The 12,352-nt window shown below is 72.6% G+C and carries 12 protein-coding genes; 1 reads left to right on the forward strand and 11 read right to left on the reverse strand.

Annotated elements, in window-relative coordinates; genetic code table 11:
- Nucleotides 1–92: 92 nt before the first annotated feature.
- Complete coding sequence (locus ACR68M_RS09940; RefSeq protein ID WP_441250080.1) at nt 93–1,436, reverse strand: hypothetical protein; 1,344 nt, start codon at nt 1,434–1,436, stop codon at nt 93–95.
- A 164-nt stretch (nt 1,437–1,600) separates the two neighbouring features.
- Here ACR68M_RS09940 and ACR68M_RS09945 point away from each other — a divergent pair, with 164 nt between their 5' ends.
- A complete protein-coding gene (locus ACR68M_RS09945; protein WP_441250081.1) occupies nt 1,601–2,476 on the forward strand; it encodes a hypothetical protein in 876 nt (291 codons plus the stop codon).
- A 22-nt stretch (nt 2,477–2,498) separates the two neighbouring features.
- Here ACR68M_RS09945 and mutM read toward each other — a convergent pair whose 3' ends face one another.
- From mutM to ACR68M_RS09995, 10 genes are all read right to left on the reverse strand, one after another.
- On the reverse strand, nt 2,499–3,353 hold the full coding sequence (mutM, locus tag ACR68M_RS09950; protein ID WP_441250082.1) for a bifunctional DNA-formamidopyrimidine glycosylase/DNA-(apurinic or apyrimidinic site) lyase: 855 nt from the start codon (nt 3,351–3,353) through the stop codon (nt 2,499–2,501).
- Nucleotides 3,354–3,362: 9 nt separating this feature from the next.
- Nucleotides 3,363–4,130, reverse strand: coding sequence for a ribonuclease III (gene rnc, locus ACR68M_RS09955; RefSeq protein WP_441250083.1), 768 nt, complete (start codon nt 4,128–4,130; stop codon nt 3,363–3,365).
- Between the two features lie 20 nt (nt 4,131–4,150).
- Nucleotides 4,151–4,324, reverse strand: a complete 174-nt coding sequence (gene rpmF, locus ACR68M_RS09960; RefSeq protein ID WP_030056747.1) for a 50S ribosomal protein L32 — start codon at nt 4,322–4,324, stop codon at nt 4,151–4,153.
- 2 nt (nt 4,325–4,326) lie between these two features.
- The gene (locus ACR68M_RS09965; RefSeq protein ID WP_441250084.1) at nt 4,327–4,971 is read right to left on the reverse strand and encodes a YceD family protein; all 645 of its coding nucleotides are present in this window, start codon (nt 4,969–4,971) and stop codon (nt 4,327–4,329) included.
- A gap of 150 nt (nt 4,972–5,121) precedes the next feature.
- Nucleotides 5,122–6,285 (reverse strand): ATP synthase F0 subunit B, encoded by a 1,164-nt coding sequence (locus ACR68M_RS09970; protein WP_441250085.1) that lies wholly within the window; start codon nt 6,283–6,285, stop codon nt 5,122–5,124.
- A 176-nt stretch (nt 6,286–6,461) separates the two neighbouring features.
- Nucleotides 6,462–6,947 carry a pantetheine-phosphate adenylyltransferase gene (gene coaD, locus ACR68M_RS09975; protein WP_441250086.1) on the reverse strand — a complete coding sequence of 162 codons (486 nt, stop codon included), beginning with the start codon at nt 6,945–6,947 and terminating at the stop codon, nt 6,462–6,464.
- Between the two features lie 48 nt (nt 6,948–6,995).
- The gene (rsmD, locus tag ACR68M_RS09980; RefSeq protein ID WP_441250087.1) at nt 6,996–7,577 is read right to left on the reverse strand and encodes a 16S rRNA (guanine(966)-N(2))-methyltransferase RsmD; all 582 of its coding nucleotides are present in this window, start codon (nt 7,575–7,577) and stop codon (nt 6,996–6,998) included.
- 85 nt (nt 7,578–7,662) lie between these two features.
- Nucleotides 7,663–8,175, reverse strand: coding sequence for a hypothetical protein (locus ACR68M_RS09985; RefSeq protein WP_441250088.1), 513 nt, complete (start codon nt 8,173–8,175; stop codon nt 7,663–7,665).
- A 93-nt stretch (nt 8,176–8,268) separates the two neighbouring features.
- Nucleotides 8,269–10,470 carry an ATP-dependent DNA helicase RecG gene (gene recG / locus ACR68M_RS09990; RefSeq protein ID WP_441250089.1) on the reverse strand — a complete coding sequence of 734 codons (2,202 nt, stop codon included), beginning with the start codon at nt 10,468–10,470 and terminating at the stop codon, nt 8,269–8,271.
- A 38-nt stretch (nt 10,471–10,508) separates the two neighbouring features.
- Entirely contained in the window at nt 10,509–12,137 is a 1,629-nt protein-coding gene (locus tag ACR68M_RS09995; RefSeq protein WP_441250090.1) for a DAK2 domain-containing protein, read from the reverse strand.
- Nucleotides 12,138–12,352: the final 215 nt, after the last annotated feature.

Genomic DNA, 12,352 nt, shown 5'->3' on the forward strand with positions numbered 1-12,352 from the left:
ACCGGCAGCCCCACGGGCCGGTCGCACTGACTCGGGAACGACGAAGGCCCGGCCCCGCCGAAGCGGAGCCGGGCCCATCGGAGTCAGCGGGCTCAGAAGCTGCCGAAGTCGTTGTCGCCGCCGCCACCGAAGTCGCCGCCGTCGAAGCCGCCGAAGTCGGAGGTGTTGAAGTCGGCGCCGGTCTCGTCGCCGCCCTCGACGCCGTTGTAGCCGCCGCCCTCGTACCCGCCCACGGGCTGGGCGTAGGCGTAACCGGGCGAGGCGAACACCGAGCCGAGCGCGGTGCCGACCAGCAGGCCGGGCAGCAGGCCCGAGCCGAAGTAGCCGCCGGCCCAGGGGCTGTAGGCCGGGCCCGCGTCCCAGTAGGGCTGACGGCCGTGCTCGGTCTCGACGGTGCGGATCGCCGGGTCCTGCCCGGTCGCGAGCCGGTCGAGGTCGGCCTGGCAGGCGGGGACGGTGCGCTCCGCGCCGCCCGCCGGGGCCCACTGGGTGTCCTGGACGGAGAGGCCGTGCCGCGGGTCGAAGAAGCAGGCCGGGCGGCGCTCGGGCAGCGCTCGGCCGTTGCGGCGGGCGTCCAGGGTGGCGAGGGCGAAGCGGCCGTCGCCGAGCGCCTCCGTCACGGCGGTGACGTCCGAGGGCTGCTTGGCGGCGTCCATGGTCTGCTTGGCCCGCTCGTACGAGTCCAGGGCCTGGGTGTAGTCGGCGCGCTCGGCGTCGGTCGCGCTCGGGGCGCCGGGGCTGAAGTCGAGGCGGTCGAGCTCCTCGCCGAAGGCGGTGATGTCCTCGTCGACGACCGTCCGCAGCTGGGTCAGCTCGGCCCGGGTCTTCTCCTCGCGGCGCTTCTTCGCCCGGCGGAAGAGCAGGAAGACACCGCCGCCGGCCAGCGCCAGCACCACGATCGGGATGACGATCGCGGCGGCGCTCACCCCGCCGGAGTCCACGCCGTGGCCCTTGACCTGCCCGGCGGCCTGGCCGACGAAGTCGTCGAGCGTCGCGCCGATGTCACCGGAGTGCGAGCGGAACGCGGCGCCCGCCATGTTGGTGGCCGCGGCGGGCGCGATCGCCCCGCGGTCGGAGAACGCCTTGAACTCGTCGCCGCGCCAGATCCCGTAGAGACCGGCGATGCCGACCTTCGTCCGCAGGTCGCGGGAGAGGGTGCCGGCCGGGTACTGGGCACTGGCCGGGACGACCGCGATGAAGATCGGCTTGTCGGCCTTCTCGATGCGCTTGGTCAGCGCGTCCGCCTGCGCCTGCGAGAAGCGCGAGGCCATCGCCGGGTCGACGTAGACCTGCCCCTTCTTCAGCGCCTTGGACGCGTCGTCCACACCTCCGGCCGCCGATGCGGGTGAAGCCAGCAGGAGCAGCAGCAGCCCGAGCAGCGCCGCCAGCAGGGCGGCAGGCCGGGCGGCCGAGGGGCGGCGGAAGACTGTTCTCATGACACAGACCGTACCTGGCGCGATCTCGCGGCGAGCCATCCCCAGGTCCTGGCTCTCCCCTCCGGGTGGCTGGCTCTCTCCTCCTCCGGGCGGGTGATCTCCACCCCGTCCGGCAGGCATAGGGTTGGCCGGTCAACGCTGCACGACAGTATCGGAGCACCCGGGTGATCATCGGCCTCGTCACCGCCGTCGCGGCGTCCGCCTGCTACGGCACCGGGTCCGTCCTCCAGGCCGTCGGCTCCCGCCGCTCGGCCCGCGAGGAGGCAGCGGCCTCCGGGCGCGAGAACGGCGTCACCGAGCACGGCGGGCCGAGCCTCACCTCCACCGCGAAGGCGGTGGTGACGTGGGAGTTCATCGTCGGCACGGTGCTCGATCTGATCGGCTTCGGGCTCGGCGCGCTGGCCGCGCGGCTGCTGCCGCTCTTCCTCTCCCAGACGGTCATCAGCGCCAACCTGGTGATCACCGCCGTGCTCAGCATCAAGCTGCTCGGCCTGCGGCTCAAGCGCCCGGAGTGGGCCTCGATCGCGATCCTCTGCGGAGCCCTGGTGATGCTCGCCGTCGCGGCCGGCCCCGAGGGCGGCCACCACGCGGCGACGGCCGTGCACTGGTGGCTGCTCGGCAGCTCGGTCGTCCTGATCGCGGGCGGCAGCCTGCTGGTCCGCCGCCTCGGCGCGAGCGGCGCGATCGTCGCGGGCCTGCTCTCCGGCCTCGGCTTCGGCGCCCTGGGCATCGGCGTACGCATCCTGGACGGACTCCAGCCGTTCTCGCTCGGCCAGCTGCTGAGCGACCCGGCCCTGTACGCGATCCTGATCGGCGGCCTCGGCGGCATGTACCTGCACACCGTCGCGCTGCAGATCGGCTCGGTCAACGGCGCGACCGCCGCCCTGGTGGTCGGCGAGACGGTCGTCCCCGGAGCAGTCGGCGTCGCCTGGCTCGGCGACTCCGCCCGGAGCGGCTTCGGCTGGATGGCAGCGCTGGGCTTCGTCCTGGCCGTCATCAGCGCGGTCGGCGTCGCCTACTTCGGGGCGACGGAGGAGTAGAACGTCAGGGGGTGGCCCGCGCTCAGCGCGGAGCGCGCTGGCACTTCGGGCAGAAGTAGCTGGAGCGGTTCATCCACGCCGCCCGCCGGACGGGCGTCCCGCAGCGGCGGCACGGCTCGCCCTCCCGGCCGTAGGCGTCGAGGTCGCGGGAGAAGTAGCCGCTCTCGCCGTTCACGTTGACGTAGAGGCTGTCGAAGCTGGTGCCGCCGACCGCGAGGGCCGCGTTCATCACGTCCCGGGCGTGGCCGAGCAGGGTGGTGGCCTGGGTGCGCGTCAGGGTCGCCGTCGGCCGCTCGTAGTGCAGCCGGGCCCGCCAGAGGGACTCGTCGGCGTAGATGTTGCCGACGCCGCTGATCAGGGTCTGGTCGAGCAGGGCGCGTTTGACGGTGGTGCGCTTGGCCCGCAGCGCCGTCACGAAGGCGGCGTCGTCGAAGCGCGGGTCGAGCGGATCGCGGGCGATGTGCGCGATGGAGACCGGGGTCGCCTCGGGGTCGTCCGGCTCGGCCTCCTCGACGGCGAGGCCGCCGAAGGTGCGCTGGTCGACGAAGCGGAGTTCGCGGCCGCCGTCGGTGAAGCGCAGCCGTACCCGCAGGTGGGTCTCGTCCGGCACGGAAGGGTCCTGGACGAGCAGCTGACCGCTCATGCCCAGGTGGCCGATCATCGAGAAGCCGGAGTCGAGCGGCACCCAGAGGTACTTGCCGCGCCGCTGCGCCGGGCCGAGGGTGGCGCCGGCGAGCCGGGCGGCGAAGTCGGCCGCGCCGCCGGGCTGGCGCCGCACCGCGCGGGGGTGCAGCACCTGTGCCTCGGCGACGGTGCGGCCGTCGACCCAGCGGGCCAGGCCACGCCGGACGACCTCTACCTCAGGGAGTTCGGGCACCGCGGGCGGCTAGCCGGCCGACTTGGGGTACTTGGCCTTGATCGCGCGCCAGGCGCTCTCGGCGGCCTTCTGCTCGGCTTCCTTCTTCGAGCGGCCGCTGCCGTGGCCGTAGTCGTCACCAGCGACCCGGGCGGCGGCGTCGAAGGTCTTCTCGTGGTCCGGGCCGGATTCGGCGACCACGTACTCGGGCACTCCGATGCCCACCGAGGCGGTGAGCTCCTGGAGGCTGGTCTTCCAGTCCAGGCCCGCGCCCAGCTGCGAGGACTCCTCGATCAGCGGGTCGAACAGGCGGTGGACGAAGTCGGTGGCCGCGTCGAGCCCCTGGTCCAGGTAGATCGCACCGATCACGGCCTCGACGGTGTCGGCGAGGATCGACGACTTGTCACGGCCGCCGGTGCCCTCCTCGCCCTTGCCCAGGCGGATGAAGGCCCCGAGATCGAGGCCACGGCCGACCTCGGCGAGCGCGCGGGAGTTGACCACCGCGGCGCGCAGCTTGGCGAGGGTGCCCTCGGCGACATCCGGGTGGATGCGGTAGAGGGTGTCCGTCACGACCAGCCCGAGCACCGAGTCACCGAGGAACTCCAGGCGCTCGTTGGTCGGCAGGCCGCCGTTCTCGTACGCGTAACTCCGGTGAGTCAGCGCACGCACCAGAAGGGCGCGCTCGAGCGTGAACCCGAGGCGCCCTTCCAGGACGTCGTATTCGGTCGAAGCCGGTCCGCCGGCCCTGCTCCCGTTGTTGGCGGGAGCCGACTTGCGGGATGAGTTGCTATCCGACATCGATCCGTACACCCCGCCGATCAGACCGAGAGGACCTGGCGACGGTTGTACGTGCCGCAGCTCGGGCACGCGATGTGGCCGAGCTTCGGCTCGTGGCAGCGGTCGCACGCCACGAGGGCCGGAACGACGGCCTTCCAGTTGCTACGGCGGTGGCGCGTGTTGCTGCGCGACATCTTCCGCTTCGGAACAGCCACGGCTACTTCTCCTGGTTCTCGGCGAGACCCTCACGGGTACCGCTGTTCTTGATTCCGTCACCCTCGTCGCCGGGGGCGGCGGAGAGTCCCTGCAGAGCCGCCCACCGGGGGTCGGCGGCGTCGTGGTGGTGCGTCGGGTCGTCGCTCAGGCGTGCACCGCATTCGGAGCACAGACCCAGGCAGTCTTCCTGGCACACCGGCTGCAGCGGAAGTGCGAGCACCACCGCGTCACGCAGCACCGGCTGGAGGTCGAAGAAATCGCCCTCCAGACGGTAAGTCTCATCGTCCGAGTCCTCTTCGAGGTCGTCGGCCACACCCGTGCGGCTGCGGTGACGCTCGTCGGACTCGGCGTAGTAGTACAGCTCCTGGAACTCGACGTCGATCGCGTCGTCGACGGGCTCGAGGCAGCGTACGCACTCCCCCTCGACGCGGGCCTCGGCGGTGCCCGTGACGAGCACTCCCTCGACCACCGACTCCAGACGGAGCTCCAGCTTCAGGTCGCTCTTCTCGGGGACACCGATCACATCGATGATCCCGAGACCCTCGGGGGCCTCCAGGGTGCGGGACACCTTGCGCATCGACCCCGGGCGACGTCCGAGCTCATGCGTGTCGAACACGAGCGGGTCGCGGTGGTCGAGGCGGTTCAAGGTGTCCTGACTTCCTGGAGAGTGGCATACGAGGTGCGACAAGGTCTTGATGTCTGGGCGGGCAGCCCGACAAGCCAGCACGAGAAGGCCGGAGTGGTCAGACTACCCGAGAGTCCTGCCAGGCCCAACTTCGCTCCCGGCAGGCCCGCGTCAGCGGCCGCCGAGCTCCCGGAGCCTGGTCATGTCGATCATGCTCGTGTCGAAGAAGCTGGTCTCGTCGAGCCCAGGCTGCTGCTGCGGGACGGGGGGCTGCTGCTGGTAGCCGTAGGGGTCGTACTGAGGCTGGGGTGGCTGCGGCGGCGCCTGCTGGTAGCCGTAGTCGTACTGCGGCTGCTGCTCCTGGTAGGGCTGCTGCTGCGGGTAGCCGTAGGGGTTGCCGTACGGGTCCGCCTGCTGGGGGTGCTGCGGGGCGTGCTGCGGCGCGCCGTACGGGTCGGCGTACTGCTCCTGGTACTGGGCGGCAGGGGCGTACACCTCCTCGCCGGGGGTCTGCCAGCCTGCGGCGGCCGGGGTCTGCTCGGGCCAGGTCTGCTGCTGCGGCACGGAGACGCCGCCCTGCGGGGGCAGCTCCTCGCGGTACCAGGGCTGCTCCTCGCCGTCCTCGGCGAAGCCGGCGGCCACCGCCTCGGCGCGGTTCTTCAGCTGCTGGGCCTGGTCGGCGGCGGCGAGGTAGGCGCCGAGCTCGTCGATCGGGGCCTTGCCGAGCAGTTTGTCGCGGCCCTTGCCGACGGCCTCCAGGGTCTTGCCGAGGACGGCCTCCAGGGTGGCGAGCTTCACATCGACGTACTCGTCGACCTCGGGGCTCGGGGTGCTCCGCGGGCGGAACTCCTCACCGTCGCCCTCGTGCTCGCCGTCCTGCTCGAAGACGCTCGCGTCGCCGCGCAGCTTCTGCCGGCCACGGCCGACCGCGCCGAGCGTCTTGGTGAGCACGACCTCGAAGTTGGCCAGCTTGCTGTCGACGTAGTCGTCGGCCTCGGCGCGCTTGGTCTCGACCTCGGTGCGGGCCTCGGTGAGCAGGCGGTCCGCCTCCGCCTGGGCGCGGCGGACGACCTCGGTGTCGGAGATCAGCGAGCCGCGCTCGCTGTGCGCGCCCTGGATGATCTGCTCGGCCTGGGCCTGGGCGTCGGCGACCACCTGCTCGTGGTCGGCCATCACCGACTGGGCATGGGCGAGCTCGGCGGGCAGCGCCGAGCGCAGGTCCTGGAGCAGGCCGACGAGCTCGGCCCGGTTCACCACGCAGGAGGCCGACATCGGCATCGAGCGGGCGTTCTCCACCGCAGCGACGATCGCGTCGAGTCTGTTCTGCACGTCCACGGGCGTCCGGTCTTTCCGTGTGCCGCCGAGGTGCGGCGGAGGCAGGCCCCGACGACGCGACAACGCCGTCGGGCAGGAGTACAGACTGTACGGCCACTGCGCCCGCAGCTCACAACGTCCGGCGCGGCCGACCCGCGCGGGATGTGATGGTTCGCCAGGAATGTCCGGTTGCCGGATCAGGCCTGGCGTTCGGCGATCCGCGCGACCAGTCGGCTGTTCACCAGCTCCGGCAGCAGGTGGGAGACGTCGCCGCCGTAGGAGGCGACCTCCTTGACCAGACTGGAGGAGAGGAAGCTGTAGGTCGGCGAGGTCGGCACGAAGAGCGTCTCGACCCCGGTCAGCCCGTGGTTCATCTGGGCCATCTGGAGCTCGTAGTCGAAGTCGCTGACCGCCCGCAGGCCCTTGATGATCGCCGGGATGCCCCGGTCGCGGCAGAAGTCCACCAGCAGGCCGGCGTGCGACTCGACCTCGATGTTGCCGTACTTCGCGGTCGTCTCCTCGATCAGCGCGATGCGCTCCTCGATGGTGAACATCCCCTGCTTGTTCTTGTTGATCAGCACGGCGACGTGGACGACGTCGTAGAGCTTGGAGGCCCGCTCGATGATGTCGAGGTGGCCGTTGGTGATCGGGTCGAACGAGCCGGGGCAGACGGCGCGGCGCATGGCGTGGACTCCCTTGTGGGGTGTGCGGTGCTACGAGTGTCGACCCAGTCAGTCTTCACGGGCCTCTGCGGCGGCGCGACCGTACCAGAGCGTCCCTTCGCCGTACTTGCGCTCGCGGAGCCCTTCGAAACCCTCCGGCCAGTCGAACTCGCCGCCACGAGTGCTGCGTTCCACCGTGACGAGTGCGTCGTCCGCAATCCAGCCCCCGGCCAGGAGTGTGACCAGCATCTCCCGCAGCTCGGCGTCCGGCACGGAGTACGGCGGGTCGAGGAAGAGCAGGTCGTACGGCTCCACCGGGGCGGGCCCGGCCGCGACCCGCTCGGCCTTCTCGGCGCGGACCTCGGCACCCGGCAGGCCCAGCGTGCGGACGTTCTCCCGGATGGTGCGGGCGGCGCTCGCGTCCGACTCCACCAGCAGGGCGTGCGCGGCCCCCCTGGAGAGCGCCTCCAGGCCGACCGCACCCGACCCGCCGAAGAGGTCGAGCATCCGGGCCCCGTGCACGGTGCCGCGCAGCGCCTCCAGCGTGGAGAACATCGCCTCCCGGGCCTTGTCCGAGGTCGGGCGGGTGGTCCGGCCTGGCGGCACGGCGAGGCGTCGGCCGCCGGCCGTACCGCCGATCACGCGGGTCATGCGGGGTGTGTCCTTTCGTGGCTTGGCAGCCACGCTATATGGCAGGAGCCCCACCGGCTTGGCCGGTGGGGCTCCTGTCGATGGGTTACTCCGCTGGTGCCGTCGCCCCGAGGAGGGCCGGGGAGGCGTAGCGGGACCAGGAGAGGCAGCCGTCGGGCGGGCAGTACTCGGGGCGGCGCGGGTCGTGGCCGAGCTCGCGGAGCTTGGTGCGGACGGAGTCGGGGGTGCGGCCGAAGCGGGCTGCCACCCGGGCGATGGTCTCGTTCTCGTGGAAGCGGCGGATCAGCTCCTCCTCGTGCTGCGGCACCCAGGGGGCGCCGTGTCCGGGGTAGAGCTCGCGGAGCACGTCACGGTCCGGGATGGGCTCGGAGACGTCGGCGACGATCGCCAGCGCCCGCAGGGCCCGGTTGAGGGCGATCCGGAGGGAGGCGACGTCCTCGACGGGCAGCCGGAGCTTGCCCGCCGCGAGGGGCGCGGCAGCCGCGCCTTCACGCCAGCCGGTCAGGGTGAGGGTGACTTCGCGGTCGTCCTCGCTGGCGAGCTCGATCCGGAAGATCTTGTCACCGAGCGGGAGCTCGTTGAGATGACGAAATGCCATGGCAGGACCCCCAAGTGTCGTGCCAGGAACGGACCTTGAGGTCCGCCCTGAACACCTTCATTCTCTCGCGGAGCACTGACAATCGAGGGTGCGTCAGCCCTTGTCGAGGAAGGCTGCGCGGTCCTCGTCGAGGAGGGCGGCCAGCGTCTCGCGGAGCTCGGGGTGGGCGGCGAGGTCGGGGTCGGCGGCGACCAGCCGGGTGGCCTCCTCGCGGGCGGTGGCGATGATCTCCTCGTCGTCGAGGACGGAGAGCACCTTGAGCGAGGACTTGACTCCGGACTGGGCCTGCCCCAGGACGTCACCCTCGCGGCGCTGCTCCAGGTCGATCCGGGAGAGCTCGAAGCCGTCCAGGGTGCCCGCCACGGCGTCGAGCCGGGAGCGGGCCGCCGAGCCCGCCGGCATGTCGGAGACCAGCAGGCAGAGCCCGGCGGCGCTGCCACGGCCGACCCGGCCGCGCAGCTGGTGGAGCTGGGAGACGCCGAAGCGGTCGGCGTCCATGATCACCATGGCGGTGGAGTTCGGGACGTTGACGCCGACCTCGATCACCGTGGTGGCGACCAGCACGTCGACCTCGGCCGCCGTGAACCGCCGCATCACATCGTCCTTGGCCTCCGGCGTGAGCCGCCCGTGCAGGATCTCCACCCGCAGCCCGGCCAGCGGGCCCTTGCCGAGCATCTCGGCCGTCTCCACGACGGAGAGCGGCGGCCTGCGCTCGTCGCTCGCCGCGCCCAGGTCCTCCGGGTCGTCCGGGGTGGCCTTGCGCTTCTTCTTCGGGTCGTCGGGCTCGTCGCCGATCCGGGGGCAGACGACGTACGCCTGGTGCCCCTTGCCGACCTCCTCGCGGACCCGCTCCCAGGCGCGGGCCAGGAAGTTGGGCTTCTCCAGCGCGGGCACCACATGGGTGGAGATCGGTGAGCGCCCGGCCGGGAGCTGGTCCAGGACGGAGGTCTCCAGATCGCCGAAGACCGTCATGGCGACGGTGCGCGGGATGGGCGTGGCCGTCATGACCAGCAGGTGCGGGGGCTGCTGGCCCTTGGCCCGCAGGGCGTCCCGCTGCTCGACGCCGAAGCGGTGCTGCTCGTCGACGACGACCAGGCCCAGGTCCTGGAACTGCACCTTGTCCTCGATCAGCGCGTGCGTGCCGATCGCCAGCCCGGCGTCACCGCAGGCCATGTCGAGCAGGGCCTGCCGCCGGGCGGGTGTGCCCATCGAGCCGGTGAGCAGCACGACCTTCGTCCCGAGGTCGGAGCCGCCGAGCATGCCGCCCTCGGCCAAGTCGCCCATCATCTCGACGATCGAGCGGTGGTGCTGCTGGGCGAGCACCTCGGTGGGGGCGAGCAGGACGGCCTGGCCGCCGCTGTCCACCACCTGGAGCATCGCCCGCAGCGCGACGAGGGTCTTGCCGCTGCCGACCTCGCCCTGGAGCAGCCGGTGCATCGGGTGCTCGGTGGCCAGCTCGGTGAAGATCTCACCGCACACCTTCTGCTGGCCCTCGGTGAGGGTGAACGGCAGCCGCTGGTCGAAGGCGTCGAGCAGGCCGGCCTTGCGCCCCTTGCGGGCGACTGCCGGGCGGGCCCACTCCTCGGCCCGGCGCTGGGCCAGGGCGGTCTGCAGGACGAACGCCTCGTCCCAGCGCAGCCGGTCCTGGGCGCGCTCGCGGTCGGCCTGGTTGCGCGGGCGGTGGACGAGTTCGAGGGCCTCGGCGAGCGGGATCAGCTCGTGCCGCTCGCGCAGCTCGGCGGGCAGCGGCTCGCGGACGTCCGCCAGGTGCTTGGTGAGGGCGGTCTCGACACAGAGCGAGAGCTTCCAGCTGGGCAGCTGGGCGCTGGCCGGGTAGACCGGGATGAGGCGGCCCGCGAACTGCTCGGCGGTGTCGGAGCCCGCCTCCTCGTCGATCAACTGGTAGTCCGGCGAGGCGAGTTGGCGGGTGCGGTTGAAGACGCCGACCTTGCCCGCGAAGAGGCCCTGAGCGCCCGGCCGCAGGTCCTTCTGCCGCCAGCCCTGGTTGAAGAAGACCAGGCTGAGCCTGCCCCGCCCGTCGGTGACCACGACCTCCAGGCGGTCGCCCTTGCGCGCCTTGAAGGGGATCAACGTGACCTTCTCGATCCGCGCGAGCACGGTGACGTGCTCGTCGACCTCCAGGTCGTCGAGGCTGGTGAGCTGGCCCCGCTCGACGTACCGGCGCGGGTAGTGGTGCAGCAGGTCGCCGACCGTGCGCAGCTTGAGGCTGTCGGCCAGCACCTTCGCGGTGCGGTCGCCGACCAGCTTGGTCAGGGGTTCGTCCATGGCAGACATCACTGCCTATTGGACACCACGGCACCGACGGGCCGGGGTCACTCCACCCCGATGAGCAGCGGTGCGGCCTCCTGGCCGCCGGCGAAGACGACGGTGTCGACCTCTGGGCGCTGCCTGCGGGCGTGGGCGACGAGCTGGTCGGCGAGGGCGGTGGGGGCGGCGGCGCCGAGGACGAGGGTGACGAGTTCGCCGCCCGCCGCGAGCATCCGGGAGAGCACCACGGCGCCCGTGCCGGCCAGGTCGGGGCCGATCACGGCGACGTCGCCGTCGATCAGGCCGAGCACGTCCCCGGCCTGGCAGACACCGGCCATCGTCCACGACTCGCCCTCGGCGACGGCGAGTTCGGCGTAGCGGGTGGCTCCGGCGGCGGAGGTCATGGCGACGACGTCCTCGTCGAAGCGGCGGGAGTTCTCGTGCACGGCAAGCGCGGCGAGGCCCTGGACGGGCGAGCGGGTGGGGAGCACGGCGATCCGTACGCCCTCCTCGCGGAGCTGGTCGGCGGCGGCTCCGGCGGCGGCGCGCAGCTCGGGGTCGTTGAGCAGCAGGACGACCTCGCGGGCGGCGCAGCGGCGCAGTGCCTCGGCGAGTTCGGCGCTGGCCGGGGGGTGGTCCGGGTCGGCGAGCAGCACGTCGGCGCCGGCCTGCTCGCAGAGCTCGGCGAGGCCGGTGCCGGAGACCACGCTGAGCACGGCGCGGCCCTGCGGGGCGGCGGTGGCGCGCTCCCCCGCGCGGGCGGCGGCCTCGGCGAAGTGGGTGATCCGGATCTGGTACGGCCGTCCGGCCTCGACCCCGGCCTCGACGGCGGCGCCCGCGTCGTCGACGTGCACGTGGACGTTCCACAGCCCGTCGCCGCCGCCGACCACCAGCGAGTCGCCCAGGCTTCCGAGGCGCTCGCGCAGCCGGGGCAGGGCGGCGTCGGGCGCGTCCAGCAGGTAGATGACCTCGAAGGCGGGGTGGCCGGGCCCGTACGGGCGCTCGGGGCCCTCGCAGGTTGGCGGAGTGATCGGGCCGATCTCCTGGCGGAGGGCGACGGGCCCCATCGGGGTCTGCCCGGCGACGGCGTCGGAGAGCGCCCCGAGGATGGCGACCAGGCCGCGCCCGCCCGCGTCGACCACCCCGGCCTCGGCGAGCACCGCGAGCTGCTCGGGCGTCTGCTGGAGGGCCCGGCGGGCCGCCTGGTAGGCGGTGTCGGCGGCTTCGGCGAGCCCGCCGGTGCCGGCGGCCGCCGCTGCGGCGGCGGCAGCCGCGACGGTGAGCAGCGTGCCCTCGACCGGCTCGGCGACGGCCTGGTAGGCGGATTCGGCGGCCCGCCGCAGGGCCCGCCGGAAGTGCTCGGGCTCGCCGCCCCGGGAGAGCTCCTCGGCCATGCCGCGCAGCAGCTGGGCGAGGATCACGCCGGAGTTGCCCCGGGCCCCGATCAGGGCGCCCCGGGCCATCGCGGTGACGGTGGCGGCGAGGGCGGGCCCGGCGCCGTCCGTGTCGTCGGCGAAGCACTCCTCGACGGCGACGGCGGCGGACTCGACGGTCAGGTAGAGGTTCGTCCCGGTGTCCCCGTCGGGGACGGGGTAGACGTTGAGCGCGTCGATCTCCTCGCGCGCCTGGCCGAGTGCGGAGAGCGCGAGACGGCACCAGGTACGGACGGCCGGGGCGTCGAGCGTGTCCAGCACCAGGTCTCCTCAACGTCGTGAACGCCACCGGAACGCGGGGAGGCGCGGTGGCGAAGGGCGATGCTGGCAGGTTATCGGGGCCCGGCGGGCGTCGTCGCAGGGATCGTCGCTGGCCGGAGGCCCGGCGGGGGTCTCCGGCAGGCGACGATCAAGGTGCTGGACATGGTAGTTTCGTTGAACCCGAGTCGGCGTTGTATGCTCTCCCGGTTGCCTGG

Origin of the sequence: Kitasatospora sp. McL0602 (assembly GCF_052076145.1) — a bacterium.
Taxonomy (GTDB): Bacteria; Actinomycetota; Actinomycetes; order Streptomycetales; family Streptomycetaceae; genus Kitasatospora.